Annotated in this window: 20 protein-coding genes; all 20 read left to right on the forward strand. The window is 48.5% G+C overall.

What is annotated here, in order from left to right; all coding sequences use genetic code 11:
* Positions 1-87 precede the first annotated feature (87 nt).
* On the forward strand, positions 88-1623 hold the full coding sequence (locus OF158_RS07155; protein WP_014098512.1) for an ABC transporter ATP-binding protein: 1536 nt from the start codon (positions 88-90) through the stop codon (positions 1621-1623).
* Complete coding sequence (locus tag OF158_RS07160) at positions 1616-2659, forward strand: ABC transporter permease (protein ID WP_014098511.1); 1044 nt, start codon at positions 1616-1618, stop codon at positions 2657-2659. Before OF158_RS07155 ends, OF158_RS07160 begins: the two co-directional genes overlap by 8 nt.
* Position 2660: 1 nt before the next feature.
* The gene (locus OF158_RS07165) at positions 2661-3620 is read left to right on the forward strand and encodes an ABC transporter permease (RefSeq protein WP_035185109.1); all 960 of its coding nucleotides are present in this window, start codon (positions 2661-2663) and stop codon (positions 3618-3620) included.
* 182 nt (positions 3621-3802) lie between these two features.
* Positions 3803-5077 carry an EF-P 5-aminopentanol modification-associated protein YfmF gene (locus tag OF158_RS07170; protein WP_035185107.1) on the forward strand — a complete coding sequence of 425 codons (1275 nt, stop codon included), beginning with the start codon at positions 3803-3805 and terminating at the stop codon, positions 5075-5077.
* On the forward strand, positions 5078-6364 hold the full coding sequence (locus tag OF158_RS07175; protein WP_026683672.1) for an EF-P 5-aminopentanol modification-associated protein YfmH: 1287 nt from the start codon (positions 5078-5080) through the stop codon (positions 6362-6364).
* A 37-nt stretch (positions 6365-6401) separates the two neighbouring features.
* Complete coding sequence (locus tag OF158_RS07180) at positions 6402-7124, forward strand: elongation factor P 5-aminopentanone reductase (RefSeq protein WP_017551554.1); 723 nt, start codon at positions 6402-6404, stop codon at positions 7122-7124.
* A gap of 183 nt (positions 7125-7307) precedes the next feature.
* Positions 7308-7568: a DUF3243 domain-containing protein gene (locus OF158_RS07185; RefSeq protein WP_013859159.1), complete on the forward strand. Its 261-nt coding sequence runs from the start codon at positions 7308-7310 to the stop codon at positions 7566-7568.
* A gap of 197 nt (positions 7569-7765) precedes the next feature.
* On the forward strand, positions 7766-8557 hold the full coding sequence (locus OF158_RS07190) for a DUF3388 domain-containing protein (RefSeq protein ID WP_014098506.1): 792 nt from the start codon (positions 7766-7768) through the stop codon (positions 8555-8557).
* Positions 8558-8573: 16 nt separating this feature from the next.
* On the forward strand, positions 8574-9479 hold the full coding sequence (locus tag OF158_RS07195; protein WP_035185115.1) for a helix-turn-helix domain-containing protein: 906 nt from the start codon (positions 8574-8576) through the stop codon (positions 9477-9479).
* Positions 9480-9535: 56 nt separating this feature from the next.
* On the forward strand, positions 9536-10114 hold the full coding sequence (gene pgsA / locus OF158_RS07200; RefSeq protein ID WP_035185105.1) for a CDP-diacylglycerol--glycerol-3-phosphate 3-phosphatidyltransferase: 579 nt from the start codon (positions 9536-9538) through the stop codon (positions 10112-10114).
* Between the two features lie 163 nt (positions 10115-10277).
* Positions 10278-11510, forward strand: a complete 1233-nt coding sequence (locus OF158_RS07205; RefSeq protein ID WP_035185112.1) for a competence/damage-inducible protein A — start codon at positions 10278-10280, stop codon at positions 11508-11510.
* A 267-nt stretch (positions 11511-11777) separates the two neighbouring features.
* A complete protein-coding gene (gene recA, locus OF158_RS07210) occupies positions 11778-12845 on the forward strand; it encodes a recombinase RecA (RefSeq protein WP_014098502.1) in 1068 nt (355 codons plus the stop codon).
* Positions 12846-13327: 482 nt separating this feature from the next.
* Complete coding sequence (rny, locus tag OF158_RS07215) at positions 13328-14890, forward strand: ribonuclease Y (protein ID WP_014098501.1); 1563 nt, start codon at positions 13328-13330, stop codon at positions 14888-14890.
* An 86-nt stretch (positions 14891-14976) separates the two neighbouring features.
* On the forward strand, positions 14977-15777 hold the full coding sequence (locus tag OF158_RS07220; protein WP_014098500.1) for a TIGR00282 family metallophosphoesterase: 801 nt from the start codon (positions 14977-14979) through the stop codon (positions 15775-15777).
* Between the two features lie 374 nt (positions 15778-16151).
* Positions 16152-16412, forward strand: coding sequence for a stage V sporulation protein SpoVS (gene spoVS, locus OF158_RS07225; protein ID WP_014098499.1), 261 nt, complete (start codon positions 16152-16154; stop codon positions 16410-16412).
* A gap of 189 nt (positions 16413-16601) precedes the next feature.
* Positions 16602-17513, forward strand: a complete 912-nt coding sequence (locus OF158_RS07230; protein ID WP_035185090.1) for a peptidase U32 family protein — start codon at positions 16602-16604, stop codon at positions 17511-17513.
* A gap of 10 nt (positions 17514-17523) precedes the next feature.
* Complete coding sequence (locus tag OF158_RS07235) at positions 17524-18795, forward strand: peptidase U32 family protein (RefSeq protein WP_014098497.1); 1272 nt, start codon at positions 17524-17526, stop codon at positions 18793-18795.
* 331 nt (positions 18796-19126) lie between these two features.
* Entirely contained in the window at positions 19127-20488 is a 1362-nt protein-coding gene (locus tag OF158_RS07240) for an APC family permease (protein ID WP_172653414.1), read from the forward strand.
* Positions 20489-20609: 121 nt separating this feature from the next.
* The gene (locus OF158_RS07245) at positions 20610-22745 is read left to right on the forward strand and encodes a sigma 54-interacting transcriptional regulator (protein WP_014098495.1); all 2136 of its coding nucleotides are present in this window, start codon (positions 20610-20612) and stop codon (positions 22743-22745) included.
* Between the two features lie 291 nt (positions 22746-23036).
* Complete coding sequence (locus OF158_RS07250) at positions 23037-24536, forward strand: aldehyde dehydrogenase family protein (RefSeq protein WP_014098494.1); 1500 nt, start codon at positions 23037-23039, stop codon at positions 24534-24536.
* The last annotated feature ends 8 nt before the right edge of the window (positions 24537-24544 follow it).

Consider the following 24544-nt stretch of genomic DNA (forward strand, 5'->3'; position numbering starts at 1 on the left):
AAGGCAGGGCGGATTCCCCGAAGCTGCTGTCTAAAGACGCCATGACGATTGCTTTCTTTATACCCCAATGTTAAGGAGTGATAAAGGGTGGACTACGTAATTGAAATGCTCCATATTCGCAAAGAATTTCCGGGAATTGTTGCGAACGATGACATCACCCTGCAGGTAAAAAAAGGAGAAATCCACGCGCTGCTTGGAGAAAACGGCGCCGGAAAGTCGACGTTAATGAATGTACTTTTCGGGTTGTATCAGCCGGAAAAGGGAGAAATCCGTGTAAACGGCCAGAAAGTGAACATTACCGATCCGAATGTCGCAAATGATCTCGGCATCGGCATGGTTCATCAGCATTTTATGCTCATTGATAAGTTTACGGTGACTGAAAATATTATCCTCGGCAAGGAACCGAAAAAATCCTTTACCATCGATATCAAAAAAGCGGAACAGCAAGTCCGGGAAATTTCCGACCGTTACGGGCTGGATGTGGATCCGCAAGCGAAAATTTCAGATATTTCCGTCGGTATGCAGCAGCGGGTGGAAATTTTAAAAACGCTGTACCGGGGCGCAGAAATCCTTATTTTTGACGAACCAACGGCCGTGCTTACGCCACAGGAGATCCATGAACTGATCGGCATCATGAAGACGCTGATCCAGGAAGGAAAATCCATCATTTTAATTACCCACAAATTGAAAGAAATTATGGAAGTATGCGACAGGGTTACCGTCATCCGCAAAGGGAAGGGCATCGGGACGCTCAATGTCCAAGATACAAACCCGCAGGAGCTCGCCCATTTAATGGTCGGGCGAGATGTCCTTTTCAAGACGGAAAAAACGGAGGGCCGCCCGGGACAAAATGTGCTTGAAATCGAGCAATTGCATGTGAAAGATTCACGCGGGGTGGAAGCGGTCAGAGGGCTGGATTTAACGGTCAGGGCCGGCGAAATTGTCGGTATTGCCGGTGTGGACGGTAACGGGCAGTCAGAGCTGATTGAAGCGATTACAGGGCTCAGAAAAGCAGACAGCGGCACGGTCCGCCTGAACGGTAAAAACATTACGAACTTAAGGCCGCGCAAAGTAACGGAAGCGGGCGTCTCCCATATTCCCGAGGACAGGCATAAATACGGGCTTGTACTCGATTATACGATCGGGGAAAACATGGTGCTGCAAACGTATTACAAAAACCCAATGTCCCGTAACGGTATCTTAAATTACAAAGAAATTTATAAAAAGGCAAAATCGATTATTGCAGAATTCGATGTCCGTACCCCAAGCGAATTTACAAAAGCGCGGGCGCTCTCAGGGGGAAACCAGCAGAAAGCGATCATCGGGCGTGAAGTGGACCGCGATCCGGACCTTTTGATTGCGGCACAGCCGACCCGCGGGCTTGATGTCGGGGCAATTGAGTTTATCCACAGGCGGCTGATTGAACAGCGAGACCACGGAAAGGCTGTCCTGCTTGTATCGTTTGAACTGGATGAAATTATGAACTTAAGTGACCGGATTGCCGTCATCTACGAAGGAGCCATCATTGATATTGTCGATCCGAAGCAGACGACAGAACAGGAGCTCGGGCTCTTGATGGCCGGTTCCAAAAAAGAAAGGGAAGGTGAACAAACCAATGTCTAACCGAACATTGAACCTTCTGATCCCTGTCGTGTCTGTCATTCTCGGACTTTTGGCAGGCGCATTGATTATGCTTGTCAGCGGCTATAACCCGGTGGATGGATATATTGCACTCTGGAACGGCGCTTTCGGCCAGGCTTTTTACGTCGGCGAAACGCTGCGGCTTGCAACGCCTTATATTTTTGCGGGGCTTGCCATTGCCTTTGCGTTCCGGACCGGGCTGTTTAATATCGGGGCTGAAGGCCAGCTGATCGTCGGGTGGATTGCGGCTGTCTGGGTCGGCGTTGCTTTTGATCTGCCAAAAGTGATCCACTTGCCGCTCGCGATACTTGCCGCCTGCTGCGCCGGGGCATTTTGGGGATTCATTCCCGGCCTTTTGAAAGCGCGGCTCAGGGTGCACGAAGTGATTGTGACCATTATGATGAATTATATTGCGCTGCACACATCCAACTATTTAATCCGGAATGTGCTTTCAAAACAGCAGGATACGACACCGCATATTCATCATTCGGCATCGCTTTCGTCTCCGTTTTTTCAGAAGATTACTGACTTTTCCACTTTGCACAATGGCATTTACCTTTCTTTGGTTGCTGTTGTGGTGATGTGGTTTATCATTGAAAAGACCACGCTCGGCTTTGAACTGAAATCGGTCGGGTTTAACCAGAGCGCATCCGAATACGCTGGCATGAGTGTGAATCGCAGCATTATCCTTTCTATGGTCATCTCCGGTGCTTTTGCCGGGCTCGGCGGCGCAATGGAAGGGCTCGGGAATTACGGCTTTGCCTTTTTGCAATCTAACTTCTCCGGCATCGGGTTTGACGGTATTGCAGTGGCGCTGCTCGGCGGGAATACAGCGCCCGGCGTTTTAATCGCAGCTGTTTTATTCGGCGCTTTAAAAGTCGGCTCGCTGAACATGCCGGTCGATGCCAACGTGCCGAATGAGCTGGTCAACATTGTCATTGCTTTGATTATTCTTTTTGTCGCATCCGGCTATATCATCAAATGGTCCCTGGCCCGTTTGAAAAGGGAGGCGAAATAAAATGCATTTTATGACCGCTTTGGAAATCATTATTTCGGCGTCTTTACTATCTGCAGCACCGCTTATTTTTACTGCTTTGGGGGGCGTTTTCTCCGAACGTTCCGGCGTGGTGAACATCGGCCTTGAAGGGTTAATGATCATGGGGGCTTTTATATCGATTGTCTTTAATTTAACGTTTTCTCATGCCCTGGGCGCCTGGACGCCGTGGATCGCGGTGCTGGTGGCGATGCTTGTCGGCGGATTATTTGCCTTGATCCATGCGGCTGCATCCATTTCTTTCCGCGCCGACCAGACAGTCAGCGGCGTTGCGATTAACTTCCTTGCGCTCGGCGTCGCGATGTTTCTCATCAAAAACATTTACGGGAAAGGCCAGACCAATACGATCAGCGAATATTTCCAGCAGGTGGATGTTCCCGGCCTCAGCCATATTCCCGGGATCGGCAAACTGTTTTTCCAGGGGATTACATACCCTTCTTACATTGCCATCCTGATTGCGATTCTCGTCTGGTTTATCCTTTACAAAACGCCGTTCGGCCTACGCCTCCGTTCGGTCGGGGAACATCCGATGGCGGCCGATACGATGGGCATCAATGTTGTAAAAATGCGCTACTTTGCCGTCTTTTTATCCGGTGTATTCGGCGGAATCGGCGGGGCCGTGTACGCACAGTCGATCACCCTGAATTTCAGTTCTTCGACGATTTCAGGGCAAGGGTATATGGCGCTGGCTGCGATGATTTTCGGCAAATGGAATCCGCTCGGCGCGATGGGGGCCGCTTTATTTTTCGGATTTGCACAGAGCCTCAGCATCGTTGGCAACAGCATTCCGTATTTGAAAGAAATCCCGAGCGTTTATTTGCTCATTGCGCCGTATGTCCTGACCATTCTGGCACTCGCCGGATTCATCGGGCGTGCGGAAGCCCCGAAAGCAGACGGCGTCCCTTATATCAAGGGTGAACGCTAGGTTATTCCATCCGGCATCAGGCTGCTTTTCCCGCCTGGTGCCGGTTTCTTTATGTGCCGTAAAACTTGCCGGGACACCTGTCTCCCTTGTATAGTAAAATTAATGCATTTACAGGTTAAACAACCCCCTAGTCAGGCATACTTTTACTATTGCACGAAGCTCGTTGAAAAAGGAGGATCCATATGGCCATTTCAAAAGAGACGGTTCGCAAAATGAAAGGGTACACACTACATACCATCAAAACGGACAAATACAAAACGAATACGCTTGTATGGAAAATGAAAGCACCGCTTGAAAAAGACACGGTTACGCTGCGGGCCCTGCTCCCGAATGTGCTTCAAAGCAGCACGAAGCGTTTGAATACGACCGCAAAATTAAGGGCGTATCTCGATGATTTGTACGGCGCTCATTTTTATGTCGATACGGCCAAAAAAGGGGAATACCATATTCTAACCTTTACGATTGAAATTGCGAACGAAAAGTTTTTGCAGGATGCAGAACCGCTGCTCCAACGGGGGGTTGAATTTTTGGCGGAAGTTTTGCTGAACCCGCATGCAGACGGCGGGCAGTTTGACAGCCAAACGGTGGAAAAGGAAAAACGGGTGCTGAAACAGCGGATCCAGTCTGTATACGATGATAAAATGCGGTATGCAAGCATGCGGCTGATTGAAGAAATGTGCAAAGGAGAGCCGTACGCACTGCAGGTAAACGGTGTTCTTGATGATGTGGACGCCATCACGCCTGCCGATCTTTATCAATATTATCAAAAAGCCATCCGGGAAGATGAACTGGACTTATTTGTGACAGGTGATGTCGATGAAGACCGGCTTGCGGCCATTTGCGAATGCCTGCGTTTTCCGGACCGCGAGCCGACACGCGCTGCCGCAAGAACGCTTCAAAAGGTCTCCAGCGTCAAAAAAATCAAAGAATCGCAGGATATCCGCCAGGGCAAGCTGAATATCGGCTACCGCACCAATATTACGTTCGGAGACAGCGATTATTTTCCGCTCCAGATGTTTAACGGCATTTTCGGCGGTTTTTCCCACTCCAAGCTTTTCCTGAATGTACGGGAGAAAGAAAGCCTTTGCTATTATGTCGCGAGCCAGATCGAGAGCCATAAAGGGCTCATGATGGTGATGAGCGGCATCGAATCCGCGAATTTTGACAAGGCCGTCTCCATTATTGAAAAACAGCTGGAAGCAATGAAAAACGGCGATTTCAGTGAGCAGGAAATCGGGCAAACGAAAGCCGTTATCCGCAACCAGCTGCTTGAGTCAACGGATACATCCCGCGGCCTCGTTGAAATTTTGTACCATAACGTCATTGCCGGCACCAAGACCGGCGTGGAAGACTGGATAAGGGAAATCAAGGCAGTCGGAAAAGGGGAGATTGTGAAAGTGGCGGCAAAAATTGAACCCGATACGATCTACTTCTTGTCCGGAATGGAGGGGAAATAAATGGAAACCCAACAATTCAGCCAGCTTGGCGAAACGCTTTACGGTGAAACACTTGATAACGGATTAAAAGTCTATGTGCTCCCGAAGCGCGGGTTTAACAAAACATTTGTCACGTTTACGACAAAATACGGTTCTGTTGACAACACGTTTGTCCCGCTTGGAAAAAGCGATTTTGTGCGGGTCCCGGACGGCATTGCCCATTTTCTCGAACATAAAATGTTTGAAAAAGAAGACGGGGATGTGTTTCAGCAATTCAGCCGGCAGGGCGCATCCGCCAATGCTTTTACAAGTTTTAACCGGACGGCCTATCTGTTTTCAAGCACCGATCAGGTGATGAAAAACCTGGAAACGCTGGTCGATATGGTGCAAACGCCGTATTTTACCGCACAGACGGTTGAAAAAGAAAAGGGAATTATCGGCCAGGAAATCATGATGTACAATGACAACCCGGACTGGCGGCTGTATTACGGCCTGATTGAAAATTTATATGCAAACCACCCGGTAAAAATTGACATTGCCGGCACGGTTGACTCGATCGCAAAAATCACCGCGGAGCAATTGTACGAGTGTTACCATACATTTTATCATCCGAGCAATATGCTGCTGTTTGCCGTCGGAAATGTATCGCCGGATGAGGTTCTTTCTTTTATGAGAGAAAACCAGGCGAAGAAAAAGTACGAAAAAGCACCGGAGATTAAAAGGCGTTTTCCGGAAGAACCAGCACAGGCGGCCGAAAAAGAGCAGAAATTGCATATGAATGTGCAGATTCCAAAATGCCTTGTTGGCGTTAAGGCGCTTCATACGAGCCAGCGCGGCGCTGAAATGCAAAAGAACGAACTTGTGGTCAATCTTCTCCTTGACATGCTGTTCGGGCGCAGTTCAGATGCGTACAATGCGTTGTACAATGACGGCCTGATCGACACCAGTTTTTCTTTTGACTATTCCCAGGAGCAGGGATTTGGATTTGCGATGGCCGGAGGGGATACGAAAGATCCGGACCTTTTGGCAAAACGGCTGAAAGAGGTGATGATTGCGGCAAAAGAAGGAAAAGGTTTGGCGGAAGAAGCGCTTGAACGGACGAAAAAGAAAAAAATTGGGGGATTCCTGCGCCAGCTGAATTCACCTGAATTTATCGCCAACCAGTTTACAAGATATGCGTTTAATGATATGAATTTATTTGACGTCGTCCCTGCGCTTGAACAAATCCGGTTCAGTGATGTGCTGGAAACGGCGGAAGCTTTTTTTGAAGAAGAACGGTTTACCGTTTGCCAAGTTTTACCGAAATAACCCGGGACTCTCCCGGGTTTTTAAGTGGGGGAGAAAATTGAAAAAGTTTGCGTTGATTACGGGTGCGAGTGGCGGCATCGGGAAGGCAACAGCTGAAATGCTGGCAAAAGAAGGATGGAATTTGTATTTGCATTACCATCAAAATGAAGCGGCCATCAAAGAACTGCTTTCCATTTGCCGGCATTTCGGGGCGGAAGCGATCCCGATCCGCGCCGATCTTGCAACGGACGGCACCGTAAAAACGATTGCAGAAAATGTTTTTCATCTCGATGCGATCATCCATGCGGCCGGCATTTCCCACTACGGGCTGCTTTCGGATATCGATGAGGCAGCCATTGACAAGCTTTACCGGATTCATGTGAAGGCGCCGCTTCTGATCATCAGGCAGCTGTTGCCCAAATTGCGGCAAAATGCGGTTTCACACATTGTGCTTGTCAGTTCAATCTGGGGACAGGCAGGCGCGGCGTGCGAAGCCGTATATTCGGCGATGAAAGGCGCACAGATCGCATTTGTAAAAGCGCTCGCCAAAGAAACGGCAAGAAGCGGCGTACGGGTGAATGCGGTCGCGCCCGGGGCGGTTGGCACCAATATGCTTTCAAGGTTTGCGCCGGAAGAAATTTCGGATCTCGAAGCGGACATCCCGCTCGGCCGGCTTGCCAAACCGGAAGAAATTGCCGGCGCGGTTTCTTTCCTGCTCTCGGAAAAAAGCAATTACATCACCGGCCAGACGATTGGCGTCAATGGGGGCTGGTATATGTAGTCCCGCCTGGAGAAAGTTGCAAAGGAATCCTCTTTGTTTTTTCGCGGATTAACCAAAAAAGGGCAACAGCACACCGTTTTGCCCGGCTGGTGCCTTGAAAGAAGCACGGGTTCCATTTTCCATGCATAGCCTTCCACGCCGGGTCACAAACTAAGGTTGAACAACTTGAAAGGAGGCTGTGACATGAACGTATTCGAAAACTGGGACCAATGGAAAAACTTTTTGGGGGACCGCCTCAACCAGGCAAAGCAACAGGGGATGCCCCAGGAAACGATTAACAAACTTGCTGAGCAGGTCGGCGATTATTTGGCCGCACAAGTAGATCCGAAAAATGAACAGGAACGCGTTCTTGCTGACTTATGGTCAGTGGCATCGCAGGAAGAACAGCAAGCCATTGCCAATGTAATGGTAAAACTCGTTCAAAATAACGGTACCCAGTCATAAAGAAATACCGGCGCATCATGATAACAATTGGCTGCTTTTTTACAAGAAAAGCCGGTTGTTTGGCTGATGCCGCCGGTTTTTTCATGTCACGACAAAATTCACGATTTTTAGAGCTTTCGCTTCCTTATTGATGTAAAATCATATATCATATAACCTAGATATGTTCGTTTGGATCCGGATTTCGGGAGGGGTTATGGGTGGATGACAGGAAAGAGTGGTACTTGGAATATGAAATCACGATCAACCGGCCGGGGCTGTTGGGTGATATTTCCTCTCTCTTGGGCATGTTAGCGATCAATATCAGAAGCATTAACGGCGTTGACCATAAAAAACGAGGCCTGCTGCTGTTTGTCAAAAATGAAGAACAGATCGGCCGGCTCGAATCGATATTGCGAACAGTGGAAACGATAAAAGTAACGAAAATCAGGGAATCCAAGCTCAGAGACAGGCTTGCAGTCCGGCACGGAAGGTATATTCAGCGCGATCATGACGACCGGAAAACATTCCGTTTTGTGCGCGATGATCTCGGGATTCTGGTCGATTTTATGGCCGAGCATTTTAAACAGGAAGGCCATAAGCTGATTGGCATTCGCGGGATGCCGCGCGTCGGAAAAACAGAATCGATTGTGGCTGCAAGCGTGTGCGCCAATAAAAAGTGGATTTTTCTCTCCTCCACGATGATCAAGCAGACGGTGAGAAGCAGCTTGATTGAGGATGAATACAATGCAAACAATATTTTTATCCTGGATGGTGTCGTATCCGCCGAGAGGGGAAACGAACGGCACTGGCAGCTGATCCGTGAAATCATGCGGCTCCCGGCTGTTAAAGTGGTGGAACACCCGGATATTTTCGTGCAGCGTTCGGAATACACGCTCGATGACTTTGACTACATTATTGAGTTGAGAGAAGACCCGTCACAAGAAATTACATACGACTTGCTCCAGCAAAACCGGATGTTTCAAGGCGAATTTGGAGGATTTGATTACTAGATTGGCAGGTGTTACCATGACGGAATTAGGGAATCGTTTAAAAGAAGCAAGGAAAGAAAAGGGCATCAGCCTGGATGATTTGCAGGAGATGACCAAGATCCAAAAAAGATATTTAAAAAACATTGAAGAAGGAAATTATGATTCAATGCCTGGAAAATTTTACGTCCGGGCATTTATTAAGCAGTATGCCGAGGCAGTCGGGCTTGATCCGGAAACTTTATTTGAAGAGTACCAGAGTGACATCCCCCGTACGGAACAGGAAGAATTTCCCGAGCAACTTTCGCGGGTGCAGACGTCCTCCAAAAGGGCCGCACCGGATACCTTCAAGATGATGAACGTGCTGCCAAGGATCCTTGTGGTCGCCGCCATCATCGCGATTTTATTTTTGCTTTGGTTTGTTGTATATAAGCTTGCCGGCCACAACACAAAGGAAAAATTAAACAGCGGGACTTCCGGCAATGTGAGCGTACAAAAAGATAACGTCAAATCGGCTGAAAAGGTGTCATCCGGCAAAAACACCGGCAGCTCTTCCGAAAAAAATGCGGCGAAAGCGCCAAAAAAACCGGAAGCGAAAACGAAGAAAACAACCCAAAAACTGGAAACCGTATCTTCAAGCGGGTACACGACCACCTATAAACTGGCCGGCACCAACCAGTTCAAACTTGAACTGAAAGCAAACGGCGGACGGTCATGGGTACAGGTGAAAAACAGCGACGGTTCAACGAACTTTCAACAATTGCTGAATGACGGGGACAGCCGGACAGCGGATCTGTCAAAACAAAAACAAGTCACGATCACGGTCGGAAACACCGTCAATACGGAAGTGTATATCAATGGCAAAAAACTAAAATACAATATTCCGGCATCCAAAGAAGTACGCCAGGATATGATCGTCCAGTTTAACGGGTCACAAACGAAATAAGCCTTGTTTTAAGGCTTTTTCTTTGGAAAATATATAGACAGTTGGAGGAAAAGCCAGTGAATTTGCCGAATAAAATTACTGTATCACGTGTATGTTTAATCCCTGTTTTTTTACTCATCATGGCGGTGCCGTTCGATTGGGGCACCTTTGAATGGCTGGGAGCCAAAATTCCGGTCACCCATTTTGTCGGTGCGGTGATTTTTGCCATTGCCTCTATGACAGACTGGATCGACGGCCACTATGCCCGCAAATACAATCTCGTTACCAACTTCGGGAAATTTCTCGATCCGCTTGCGGACAAACTGCTTGTTTCAACGGCGTTTATTTTGCTCGTTGGGCTCAAGCTGGCGCCGGCATGGATTGTTGTCGTAATCATTGCCCGCGAGTTTGCCGTGACAGGCTTGCGACTGATTTTAGCAGAGGGCGGGGAAGTAGCAGCAGCCAATATGCTTGGGAAAATCAAAACATGGACGCAAATCATTGCCATCCTTTTATTGCTGTTGCATAACTTTCCGTTTTCGGCGCTCTCTTTTCGCTTGGATCTGATCGCTTTGTGGGTAGCGCTCATCTTTACCATCTGGTCAGGCGCTGATTATTTCTATTTAAACCGGGGCGTATTTGCCCGCTCGAAATAACCATGCAGTGAAAGGCAGCCTTTCACTGCTTTTTTGCCCGCCAGTGGCTTGTGCTAATCCGGCACGGGAGAAAAAGGCAGCCATTGCTTCGGGTGGATTGGCGGCCTGGATTGCGCCGTCATGTGTTCGTTTTTTTGCTTTAAAAGAAAGGGAGGAATGGAAAGTGAATGCCGAAATTATTGCAGTCGGTTCGGAACTTTTGCTTGGCCAGATCACCAATACAAATGCCACATTTATTGCCGCACAATTGGCGGAGATCGGCGTGGATGTGTACTACCAGACCGTTGTCGGCGATAACGCAGAGCGGCTCGAAGCGGCAATCCGGACAGCGGAGGGCCGCGCCGATCTATTGATTTTTACTGGTGGGCTCGGTCCGACAAAGGATGATTTAACAAAAGAAACGATTGCATCGCACATCGAAAAAAAACTGGTGACAAACGAAGATGCCATGCGCTCCATCGAACAGTTTTTTATCCGTACAAAACGAAAAATGACGGAAAACAACAAAAAGCAGGCACTGGTCATCGAAGGTTCAAAAGTGTTTCCGAATGACCACGGTATGGCGCCGGGCATGCTGGCCAAAAGCGGAAACCATTATTATATGCTGCTGCCCGGCCCGCCGCATGAACTGGAACCGATGTTTATCCATTACGCCAGCCCCGCAATCCAGGAAGAACTGGAAACGATCGAAAAAATCGAATCGCGCGTTCTCCGCTTCTTCGGGATCGGCGAATCCCAGCTGGAAACAGAAATCCGCCATATATTGGATAGCCAAACCAATCCGACTGTCGCTCCGCTTGCGAAAGAAGGGGAAGTGACACTTAGGATTACGGCGAAACACCAGTCGGCGGAAACGGCGAACGAAATGATCGATCAAGTGGAAAAAGAGATTATGCAAATTGCCGGATCGTATTTTTACGGTTATAATGATATGACATTAATGGAGGCCCTGCTCGAAAAGCTTTCGAAAAAACAGCTGACGCTTGCCTGCGCGGAAAGCCTGACTGCCGGCAAATTTGCAGCGGAAATGGCGTCCATCCAGGGTGTCAGCACAATGTTGAAAGGCGGCGTTGTCGTCTATTCAAACGAAGCGAAGATGAAGCTCGCCAAAGTGAAAAAAGAAACGCTTGACAAGTACGGCGCCGTCAGCAGCCAGTGTGCAAAAGAACTGGCGGAAAATATCCGTAGCATTATGGATGCCGACATTGGCATCAGTTTTACAGGCGTGGCTGGCCCGGACTCCCTTGAAGGCCATCCGCCGGGAACCGTGTGGATCGGCATTGCGATAAAAGGGAAAGAAACTGCCACTTATCTGTTGGAACTTCCCGGATCCCGCAACAACGTCCGCACGCGATCGGTGAAATACGGCTGCTGGCATTTGCTGAAACTGCTTTAGGTCGAAAGCCGCTTCTGCTCATGGCAAGTGACGGAAGCGGCCTTTTTATAAAAAAATTTGTTTGCCAAAAATTCAATTTTCGGCTCTTTTTGCCGGGGGAATTTTCATTTTTACAAGGGGAAAACCCCATTTTTTTGCCGGATTTTTGCAAAAAAGAGACGAATGAGCGTTCGAGATTTTGCTTGGCAAACAGAGAAAAAACGGGTATAGTATAGATATAGATTCATTGCTTTCGAGAGTTTGGAATGAATAAAAGGAGGAAATTTTGTGAATGATCGTCAAGAAGCCTTAGACAAGGCTCTGAAACAAATAGAAAAGCAATTTGGTAAGGGTTCCATTATGCGGTTGGGCGAGCAGACCGACCGGGTTGTCTCCACGATCCCGACCGGTTCGCTTGCGCTTGATATTGCCCTTGGTGTCGGCGGTTACCCGCGCGGCCGCGTCATTGAAATATACGGCCCTGAAAGTTCTGGTAAAACAACGGTTGCCCTGCATGCGATTGCGGAAGTCCAGGCACAGGGTGGACAAGCGGCGTTTATTGATGCGGAACATGCACTTGACCCGGTTTATGCCCAAAAGCTCGGTGTCAATATTGATGAGCTGCTCCTGTCCCAGCCGGATACGGGCGAACAGGCGCTGGAAATTGCGGAAGCGCTCGTCCGCAGCGGCGCAGTGGATATTGTGGTCGTTGACTCCGTTGCTGCGCTTGTGCCGAGAGCGGAAATTGAAGGGGAAATGGGCGATTCCCACGTCGGCCTCCAGGCACGGCTGATGTCCCAGGCGCTGCGGAAATTATCGGGTGCAATCAACAAATCGAACACGATTGCGATTTTCATTAACCAAATCCGGGAAAAAGTCGGCGTAATGTTCGGTAATCCTGAAGTCACACCGGGCGGCCGTGCGCTCAAATTCTACTCATCCGTGCGCCTTGAAGTGCGCCGTGCCGAACAGATCAAACAAGGGAGCGACATTGTCGGCAACAAAACGAAAATCAAGGTTGTCAAAAACAAAGTAGCGCCTCCGTTTAAAACGGCAGAAGTGGATATTATGTACGGCGAGGGGATCTCAAAAGAAGGCGAGATCGTCGATATGGGAAGCGACCTTGACATCATCCAAAAAAGCGGGGCCTGGTATGCTTATAACGGCGAGCGGCTCGGCCAGGGGCGTGAAAATGCGAAGCAATTTTTAAAGGAAAATGCGGATCTGAAAAACGAGATTGCCGCAAAAATCCGGGAACATTACGACCTGACAGAAGATGCCGGTTCCCATGAAACCGAGAAAGCTATAGATGAACAAGAAGCTGTGGAAGGACAGGAAGAATTAAATTTGGAGTAACCGGTGTATAAGCGCCTGAAATGCTGACCGCATCCAGGCGCTTTTTGCCGTCCATTTACCGCACTTTTTTGCGCCACAAAATCTGCATGGCGGAGAGGAATCAACACAAATTTACAATGGCAATCTTTCCGCTTCACTTGACAATAAAAATTCCCACCTTTAAAATTAATATGTATATTTTATTTTTCTAAAAATGACTTTCTCCTGTACGGAAAGCAAATCCTCCCGGAAGTTTCCGGAAGGGGGGCCGGTTTTTTCATCCGGCGGCTTTTCCGCATGCGGCTGATGGAACCATCCTTGTCTTCAGCCGGACCGGGACGAAACGCATGATTGGGTTTTCATGCATATACACCGGAGGGGCTTGCCCCGGGATCAACGTTTTACTTTTTAAGCCAGGCGCTGTATACTGTAAACCTAAGGATTAATGTAACAGCCGACATTTTTAACGTAGAAGAAGTTCATAGCAAGAGGAGGTGAGATTGATGGAGTCTCTCATATGGATCATCTCCCTTTTGCTTGTCCTTATCGTCGGTGTAGTTGTTGGCTATTTCATCCGGAGATCAATTTATGAAGCGAAAATTGCAGGGGCGAAAAATGCGGCAGATCAGATCGTTGATGAAGCAAAACGCGAAGCTGATCGCCTGAAAAAAGAAGCCCTGCTTGAAGCGAAGGATGAAAATCATAAACTTCGTACGGATATGGAACGGGAATTGCGTGAACGAAGAAATGAATTGCAAAGACAGGAAAACCGCTTATTGCAAAAGGAAGAGAACCTCGATCGCAAAGATGAATCGCTCGATAAGCGTGAATCGATGCTTGAAAAGAAAGAGGATTCTTTAAACCTGAGACAACAACATATTGAAGAGATGGAAAGCAAATTGGAGGAGATGGTTAACGAGCAGGAGTCTGAGCTGGAAAGAATCTCGGGCCTCAATCGCGAACAGGCGAAAGCCATCATTATTGAAAAACTGGAAAACGAGCTTTCCCATGACATTGCCGTTAAGGTAAAGGAAGCGGAAACAAGGGCAAAAGAAGAAGCCGATAAAAAGGCGAAAAGCATTCTTTCGCTGGCCATTCAGCGGTGTGCAGCCGAGCATGTTGCTGAAACAACGGTATCGGTTGTCAACCTGCCGAATGATGAAATGAAAGGCCGCATCATCGGAAGGGAAGGCCGCAATATCCGGACACTTGAAACGCTGACCGGGATTGACCTGATCATCGATGATACGCCGGAAGCGGTGATTCTTTCGGGATTCGATCCAGTGCGCCGGGAAACGGCACGCATTGCACTGGAAAAACTGGTTCAAGACGGCCGCATCCATCCGGCCCGCATTGAAGAAATGGTTGAAAAAGCAAGGCGGGAAGTGGATGAACATATACGCGAAGTGGGGGAACAAACCACTTTTGAAGTTGGTGTCCATGGCCTCCATCCGGACTTAATCAAAATTCTTGGCCGGTTAAAATTCCGCACGAGCTACGGGCAAAATGTCCTCAAGCACTCGATAGAAGTCGCATTCCTTTCCGGATTGCTGGCTGCCGAACTCGGGGAAGATGAAATCCTTGCCCGCCGTGCCGGTCTGCTTCATGATATCGGAAAAGCGGTAGACCATGAAGTAGAAGGAAGCCATGTGCAAATTGGCGTCGAACTCGCAACCAAATACAAAGAACATCCGGTGGTCATTAACAGTATTGCTTCTCACCATGGCGATACGGAACCGACCTCTGTTATCGCGGTGCTTGTCGCTGCCGCTGATGCTTTATCCGCTGCACGGCCTGGGGCGCGCAGCGAAACGCTTGAGCATTACATCAGACGGCTTGAAAAGCTGGAGGAAATCGCCGAATCGTATGACGGTGTTGAAAAATCGTTCGCGATCCAGGCGGGGAGAGAAGTACGCATTATGGTGAAACCGGAACAGATCGACGACCTGGAAGCTCATCGCCTGGCACGTGATATCCGCAAAAAAATTGAAAATGAGCTGGATTATCCGGGCCATATTAAAGTAACGGTTATTCGGGAAACGCGGGCTGTTGAATATGCAAAATAAGCGGTGACGTGTTCACCGCTTATTTTCTTTAACGTTTTGAAAAGAAAATAAAGATTGTTTTACAAAGCATAGAAAGGATTTATTGCATGAAGATTTTATTTATAGGGGATGTTGTAGGGTCATTAGGGCGTGAGATGGTGAATGAATATTTGCCGAAGTTAAAGGCGAAATACAGGCCGCATTTGACCATCGTAAACGGGGAAAATGCAGCCGGCGGGCGTGGGATTACCAAAAATATTTACCGCGGCCTGCTGGATGCAGGTGCGGATATCATCACGCTCGGAAACCATGCATGGGACAACAAAGAGATTTTCGACTTTATTGAGGATGCAAAATGGATGGTGCGCCCGGCCAATTTTCCGGACGGGACCCCGGGAAAAGGGATGGCGTTGATCAAAGCGGAAGGAACGGAGTTTGCAGTCATCAACCTGCAGGGCAGAACGTTTATGAACGCGCTCGATGACCCGTTCCGGAAAGCAGAAGAGATGGTGGCACTGGCAAGAAAAAGAACTCATTTTATCTTTGTTGATTTTCATGCCGAAACGACAAGCGAAAAGCAGGCGATGGGCTGGTTTCTCGACGGCAAAGTGTCTGCCGTGATCGGGACGCATACGCATGTGCAAACCGCGGATGCAAGAATTTTGCCAAACGGTACAGCCTATCTGACCGATGCCGGCATGACCGGGCCGTACGATGCCATTCTCGGCATGGACAAAGAAGCGGTAATGAAAAAATTCCTGACTTCGCTTCCTGTCCGTTTTGAAGTGCCGAAATCGGGAAGGAAAATATTAAGCGGATGCATCATCAGCCTTGATAAAAAAACAGGCAAAGCCGCAACGATCCAGAACATTTTAATTAATGAAGACCACCCGTTTATCTCTGAATAAACGGGTTTTTTCTTTTTCCGGATGGGTGCCGGGCAGGACAGCGCCTCTTTTTATGTACCGGTGCTTATGAAGGATGGCATAACTCGCAGAACAAAGGAATATAGTAGCAGTGAAATGATTTTTCCCGCTGTGCGGGGGGCAGCTCCCCGGAGTTTTTTTGAGCAAGAGACGTTCACGAAAGCCCGCACGACAAGCAGGAAAATCAGTAGCCTATATGCGGGGCGGCTGCCGGATTGTTTCGGACAGCCGCCCCGTTTCCAGCGAAGCCGGGAAAAGGCCGGGCTGGAAACGGGCAAGAGATACTTCACGTTCGAACATGAATCGTCACTCTGAACGGACATTCGGTTAACGGAAGGAGACAAGGAGGAGAAGGAATGGAAATATTAAAAGTTTCAGCAAAATCTAATCCTAATTCTGTAGCTGGTGCACTTGCCGGTGTTCTTCGTGAAAGAGGGGGGGCGGAAATCCAGGCGATCGGGGCGGGCGCCATTAATCAGGCTGTAAAAGCCGTTGCCATCGCAAGAGGGTTTGTGGCCCCGAGCGGTGTGGATTTAATTTGCATCCCGGCTTTCACGGATATTCAGATTGAAGGAGAAGAAAGAACCGCTATTAAACTCATCATTGAACCCCGCTGATATAGATTGAAAAGAAACGCTGTTTGCAGAAGCAGACAGCTTTTTTTTGTATGGAAAAAAGGTTTGCGGAAACTGTCATACTTTATCAGCAAAAAGAACCCGTCCACGTGATAAAGTAAAATCGTGGCGCGCTTTATCTTTGCGCCTTTTTTACTGCAGCCTGAAAAGTGGCTGAAGGAGGGGTGGAAGTTGATCCATATCATTGCTACTGCTGAATCGTCCAGGCAGGCTGAAGCGCTGATTGCGGCCGGAGTGGATACCCTCTATATCGGGGGGAACCGTTTCGGCTTGCGCATGCCCGGCCATATCACGCTTGAAGACATAGGCGACATTACAAAGTTTGCACACCGGCAGAATAGAAAAGTGTATACAGCCGTTAACGGATTGATGCATAACGGCCATATAGAGGCGCTTCCGGAATATTTGTTATCACTTGAAAAAGCGGGAGTGGATGCGATTACTGCCGGGGATCCGGGCGTGATACAGCTCTTAAAAGAAATGAAACTGAATCTGCCTTATATTTACGATGCACAGACGCTTGTCACATCGGCAAACCAGATAAAGTTCTGGCTCAAACGCGGGGCAATAGGGGCCGTGGCGGCGCGCGAATGTACTTTTATTGAATTAAAAGAGATACAGGCGCAAATCAAGCAACCCGTCGAGGTACAAGTATACGGCCCGACATGCATCCACCACTCGAAGCGCCGCTTGCTTTCGAATTACACCCAATTTGCGCATCTTAATGCCGGCACAACTGTCCGTGACAGGCTCAGCATCAGCGAGAAAAAAGACAGGGAAAATCAGTATCCGCTTTTTGAGGATGAAAATGGCACCCATATTTTTTCCGCAGAAGACATTGCGCTCATTCGGTATTTGCCGGATCTGCACAGGGCGGGGCTGGATACGTGGAAACTCGACGGCATTTTGGCCGAAGGGGAAACCTTTACGGATATTGCCGCCCTTTATGTCCGGGCAAAAGAAGCGGTGCTGTCCGGCACTTTTGATGCGGCGCGTTTTTCAGCTGAGCTTTTGCAATTGCAGCCGGAAACGCGGAAGCTTGGCACGGGGTTTTTCCTGCGGCAGCCGGATGAAGTACAGTAGGAGGGAGAATATGCGAAACATCATCAAAAAACCGGAAGTGCTTGCGCCGGCCGGAAATCTTGAAAAACTGGAAATCGCCGTCCGCTATGGCGCGGATGCCGTATATATTGGCGGACAGGCTTACGGCTTGCGTTCAAGAGCCGGCAATTTTACGTATGACGAAATGAAGGAAGGGGTCCGCTTTGCGCATGCCCGCGGCGCAAAAGTGTATGTAGCTGCAAATATGGTCGGCCATGAAGGCGATGATGAAGGGGCAGGGGATTTTTTCCGCACATTAAAGGAGATCGGGATTGACGCTGTCATCATCTCCGACCCGGGTTTTATCACCATTTGTATGGAAGAGGCGCCCGGCCTTGCCGTCCATTTGTCGACCCAGGCTTCTGCAACAAATTACAAAGCGCTTCAGTTCTGGGAGCAGGAAGGGGTCGAAAGGGTGGTCCTGGCCCGCGAAGTCAGCCTTGAAGAAATCCGCGAAATCCGGAAAAATACCGGTATGGAAATAGAGGCGTTTGTACAGGGGGCGATGTGCATTTCGTATTCCGGGCGTTGCGTACTGTCCAATCATATGGCGAACCGCGATGCAAACCGCGGCGGATGCGCCCAGTCATGCCGTTGGAAATATGACTTGTTTGAAAATGAAGGAGCCGACATCTTAACAGCTGGCGGCGAGCCGTTTTCCATGAGTGCGGTGGACCTTACGATGATCCATCACGTGCCGGAATTGATTGAAGCGGGTGTGGGAAGTTTTAAAATTGAAGGCAGAATGAAGTCGATCCACTATGTTTCGACTGTGGCGAATGTGTACCGGGCGATTGTCGATGCCTATTGTGAAGATCCGGACCATTTTGTTTTTGACCCGGCGTGGGAGGAAGAAATTTGGAAAGTGGCACAACGGGAACTGGCCACCGGTTTTTACTTTGGGGAACCGGATGCCCACCAGCAACTGTTCGGGCGCCCCCGCAAAATTCCGAAATATACTTTCGCTGCCCGTGTTTTGGATTACGATCCGGCTACAAAAATCGCCACGCTTGAACAGCGCAACCATTTTACGACAGGGGAAGAAGTGGAGTTTTACGGGCCGGGATTTGCCCGTTTCACCCAAACCATCCGCAAGCTTTGGGATGAAGACGGCAAGTGCATTGAACGTGCCCCGAATGCGATGATGACCGTGAAAACAATCGTCGACCATCCTGTAAAACCTTATGATTTGATGCGGATACGCAAAATGCCGGTGAGTACGGCACGCTTTTCAAACTTTCCTGGACAGGCTCCAAGTGAATGAAAATTTACCTCAAAACGGCGGGATACAAAAATACGTTCCCGCCGTTTTTGCATCCCCGGCTTTCGTCAATTTGCCTTCCAATGGTATGCAAAACAGGTGAAACTATGCAATATTGCATAAGAAACTTTCCGTTTTTCCCCCTACCCCTCCGAACTCCCGCGACTGCTTTTCCTGAATTCTGAGTTTTTCAAATCCTCCTCTTGTTTTTCTAATAATTGGTATGAAAATTGCAAAGATGTAGAATAATAGGCCTTCACATGGATGGAAGCGGAGCAGCCTTATTAGCGTACCAAAAAGCAAACATCTTTGATTCGTGGAAGAGAGAGGGAGGATGATAAAATTGGAGAATGCGACATTAAAGCGTTCACTCGGTTTATGGGCCATCGTCGGACTTGGATTAGGGTATATGACGCCTACCATTGTGTTTGATACTTTTGGCATCGTATCAAAGGAAACCAACGGGGTGGTGCCGCTTGCCTATATCACTGCGTTGATTGTCATGCTGTTTACCGCCATCAGTTACGGGAAGATGGTAAAAGTTTTCCCGAACGCCGGATCTGCCTACACGTATACAAGGGAAACGATGAACCCCCATCTCGGTTTCCTTGTCGGGTGGGCGGCGTTGCTCGACTATTTGCTGTTGCCCATGGTGAATGCTTTAATTATCCGGATTTATATGGTATCCGTCTTTCCAAACGTGCCCGCCTGGATCTGGGTGGTGACGTATGTAGCCGCCGTGACGGGCATCAATGTATGGAGCATGGGGAAAACGTCCAATATGAACACCATTCTTGTCGTTTTTGAACTCGTGCTAATCGGTGCTTTTCTTGTGCTGGCCGTTGTACAATTTTCGCACGGAATGGGAAAAGGTACGGTTTTCACTTTCGATCCGCTTTACCACTCCAATGTCCGTTTGAGCGCGGTCCTGACCGGAGCGACAGTCGTATGCTTCTCGTTTATCGGCTTTGATGCGGTAACGATGTATGCGGAGGAAGCGAAAGATCCCAAAATCATGCCGAGAGCGATCATGCTAACGGTTTTTATCGGCGGTGCGGTCTTCTTTATCGCCAGTTATTTCGCGCAAGCCTTGTTTCCGGACGTTTCCCATTTTAAAAACACGGATGACACATTGCCCGAAATCGGATTGTATGTGGGCGGAACGCTGTTTAAATTATTGTTTATTTCCGGTGCATTTGCCGCCACGGTTGCGTCCGGCCTTGCTTCCCATGCCAGTGTTTCGCGGCTGTTATATGTGATGGGGAGAAACGGCGTCCTGCCGAAGCGATGGTTCGGGTACGTGCATCCGAAATTCCGGACCCCCGCATGGAATGTAATCCTTGTCGGCCTGGTGTCGCTGCTTGCGATCACGCCCAGCCTGGAACTCATTTCCTCGTTTATCAACTTTGGCGCCCTGATTGCTTTTACATTCGTCAATTTATCTGTTATTGCCTTCTTTGTCTTCCGGAAAAAGCGCTATAAAACGGCAAAAGATGTGTTTTCCTACCTGGTGATGCCTTTAGCCGGGGCAGGGCTGACGGGCGTTTTATGGTCCAACTTGCAAAAAGACGCCCTCATTTTCGGCATTATCTGGTCAGGCATCGGATTTATTTATATGGCGATCCAAACGAAATTTTTCCGCAAGCAGGTCATCGATTTTCAATTGGATGAAGCAGAAAAAACTTCTATTCTTTAAGATAAAAAGCAATGGTTACATGGCAGAAGATGTGCAGGCATCTTCTTTTTTTGTGCCGGACTATTTCCAATATTAAAATATAGTGATACTATATTTTTAGAAGGTGCAAGGAGGAATCGCAATGCCGGCAATTGCAAAAGAAAAAATAAAGCCGATCATCCCCTTTTCGGTTGACGGTGAAGAAGATTTAAGGCTGGCGTTACAAAAGCATAAAGGGCCTTTTCTGTTTTTAAAGAAGGACGGAGAATTATTTGCCTATGCCTTGCTGAATCATCAACTGCTGGAAAAGCTTAAAAAAGGCAACTTTTCAAAAGAAACCCTGCTTCGCCACGCAAAACCGCTTGACGGGATCAGCCGTCTCGATGACCATATTTCCATTACGAGCTTGTTCCAAATCATTGGTGAACCATTTGCGCTTGTGAGAAGCGAAGATGGCCGCCCGTCCGGCTACATCCAAAGAGAGGACATGCTGGCGGAGCTCTTTAAACAGGAAAACGAAAGCGCCCACTTTCTGAAAATCTTGCTCGCATCGATCCCAATGGGCATTTTTGTGCTCAACAGGGAAAAACGGATCATCCATTGTAACGAAGCAGGTTTACGAATGATTAAATTGCCGCACGAAGCGGTGCTGAATGCCCCTGGTAAAAGTATTTTCAGCCATGACCATATCGCAAAAGCGTTTGAAACCGGGAAAACGTATCTGAACCATCTTGAATTCGCAAACGGGGTCGGGGTTTTGGCCGACTACAGCCCGATTCAAAATTTCGCCGGTGAAGTTGAAGGCCTGATCATTGTCGTTCAGGATTTGCCGATGGTAGAAGAAATGGCACTTGAAATCGAATATATAAAAGACTTAAATAAAGACTTGAATGCGATTCTGTCGACGATTTATGACGAAATTCTTGTCGTCAATGCAAAGGGCGAACTGCTTCGCTACGGGGAGAACATCATTGAAGATTTCTGGCAGGTGGACGTAAAAACGCTGATCGGGAAAAATATCCTCGATTTTGAAGACCAGGGCTTATTCACCCCGTCGGTTATAAGGCTCGTGATGGAAAAACGGAAAAAAGTATCCGTTGTGCAGGAAACGCGGACGGGAAGAAAAATTCTGGCCGTCGGGAACCCGGTTTTTAATGAAAAAGGCGCGCTTGACCGGATCATTATTGCATCGCGGGACATAACCGAGACGACCCGGTTAAAAACCGAACTGAAAGAGATGAAAGAAATTTCAGCCCGGTACAAAAAAGAGCTCGACCAGTTCAAAAACAAAGACCGGTTTTTGAAAAAAATGATTTACTGCAGCCCGAAAATGGAAAAAATCATGCACCAGGTAAAGAAAATCGCCGAATTTTCGTCCACTGTTTTACTGTCCGGCGAATCGGGCGTCGGAAAAGAAGTCATTGCCCAGGCGATCCACCAATTCGGGAAAAGGTCGGAAAAACCGTTTTTAAAACTGAACTGCGGTGCGATTCCGGAAACTTTGCTGGAAAGCGAATTGTTCGGATATGTCAAAGGCGCCTTTACAGGTGCGGAAAAAAACGGAAAAGAAGGATACTTTAAGCAGGCGGACGGCGGCATTTTGTTCCTTGATGAAATCGGCGAATTGCCGGTGCACCTGCAGGTCAAATTGCTGCGGGTGCTGCAGGAACAGGAAGTGATCCCGATCGGCAGCACAACCCCCATTAAAATCGATGTCCAGATCATTGCGGCGACAAATCAAAACCTGGCAAAAATGGTGGAAGAGGGCCGGTTCCGGGAAGATTTATATTACCGATTGAACGTCATTCCGATCCGGATCCCGCCGCTCCGGGAACGGCCGGAAGATATATCGCTGCTTGCCTTCCACTTTTTGCAGCAATTAAACGAAAAATACGGCCGGAAGTTTTATTTAACGCCTGATGCGATCAATGTGCTGGAATGTTACCCGTGGCCGGGAAATGTAAGGGAACTGCAAAATATTATTGAAAGGCTGGTCGTCACTGCGGACCATGCTGCCATCGATGGCGGGTTTGTCAGCCAGTTTTTAACATTCGGCTCTGAAAGGAAAAAAATGAAGCCGGTCGTCACAAGAATCATGCCGTTGCAGGAGGCGATGGAGTCCGTCGAGGAGCAGCTCATTTTGCTGGCCATGAACCAGTACAAAACGACAACAAAAGCGGCGAAAGCACTGGGCATCAGCCAGTCTTCCGTCAGCCGCAAATACCAAAAAATATTAAACAAGAAAAACAGGAAAACAGAGGATGCCGTTTTCAAGTAAAGCTTCTTCTAAAAACCCCTGCTGCCGCAAACAAAGCCTAAAAAACGGCGGGACGCTACCATTCACAGTGTCCCGCCGTTTTTTTGCAGCCTGCAACTTGTTTCAGTGCCTCCCGGTGTAAACGCGCCGGTTTTCTTTTTTACTTTCCCCGCTCCGTTTCCATGCAGAAAAAAATAGCATTATGCAAAACTGCATAATGCTGTGCGTGCGAAACCGCATAAATCAGGCTGAAAATTAATTGGCACCCTTCTTGCAAGATTATTCGTCGAAGAGAATAAAGGAGGATGAAAAATGGTCGGGGTACAACAATCCGTCATCAACCTGAAAATGTATATTAACGGCGAATGGATCGATGCAGATAACCGGGAAACGCGTGCCATAAAAAATCCTGCGAACGGTGAAACCATCGCCATTGCCCCGGAAGGCACCACCCGTGATGCCCATGAAGCAGTGGATGCAGCTCGAAAAGCTTTTGAATCGGGGATATGGTCCGGCATTCCTGCACAGGAAAGGGCAGCGTATTTATTTCAAGTTGCCGATAAAATCGACGAAAACGCGAAGGCTTTAACCAGGCTTGAAACGTTGGACAACGGGAAACCGTTAAGAGAAGCAAGCTATGATATTGCCGATGCGGCTGCCTGTTTCCGTTACTACGCCGGCTTAATTACGAAGCCTGACGGGTTTACCTACCATGTCGCAGATCCGATGCAGGCAATGGTTGTCCGGGAACCCGTCGGGGTATGCGGCCTTATCGTGCCATGGAATTATCCGCTTTTAATGAGCGTCTGGAAAATCGCGCCGGCACTGGCAGCCGGAAATACGATCGTTTTTAAACCGTCCGAGGTGACGCCGGTGACAGCCATGAAGCTCTTTGAAATCTTTGAAGAAATCGGCTTGCCGAAAGGTGTCGCCAATATGGTCATGGGCGCGGGGCCGGTAGTAGGCGAGGAGATCGTCACCCATCCGGAAGTGGATATGATTTCCTTTACCGGCGGCACGAAAACCGGGAAACATCTGATGCGGCAGGCGGCCGATACGTTGAAAAAAGTTTCCCTTGAACTCGGCGGGAAATCTCCGAATATTATTTTTGCCGATGCAGATTTTGAAACGGCCGTTGATTACGCCTTGTACGGCATTTTCAGCGGGGCCGGCCAGGTATGTTCCGCCGGCTCGAGAATCCTTGTTGAAGAAAGCTTGTACGAAAGATTTGTCTCCCATTTTGTGGAAAGAGCCGCCAAAATTAAAGTCGGGCCGGGGGATGATCCGGATACGGAAATGGGCCCGCTTGTCAGCGAAGAACATATGAAAAAAGTGCTTTCTTATATTGAAATCGGCAAGCAGGAAGGCGCCACCTTAGCGCTTGGCGGCAACCGCCTATTGGAAAACGGGCTGGATAAAGGGTATTTTGTCGGGCCGGCCGTGTTTGTGGATGTTAAACAAAACATGCGGATTGTCCAGGAGGAAATTTTCGGCCCTGTCGTTGTTATTCAAAAATTCAAGGATGAGGCGGAAGCTGTAAAATTGGCCAATGACACGGTATACGGGCTGGCCGGTGCGGTTTTCTCCAATGACGGGGCCAAGGCGTTAAGGGTCATTAAAAAGATCCGGTCCGGCATTACGTGGATCAATTCCTATCATCCTACTTATAACGAAGCGCCGTGGGGCGGCTATAAGCAAAGCGGAATCGGGCGCAGCCTCGGCACATTCGGGCTCGAAGAATTTCAGGAAATCAAACAAATCAACATCAATTTACAAGTGGAACCAACCGGCTGGTTTTCACATGAAAAATAAGGAGAGAT

The organism is Weizmannia sp. WK01, from assembly GCF_025905465.1.
Classification (GTDB): Bacteria; Bacillota; Bacilli; order Bacillales; family Bacillaceae_C; genus Weizmannia; species Weizmannia faecalis.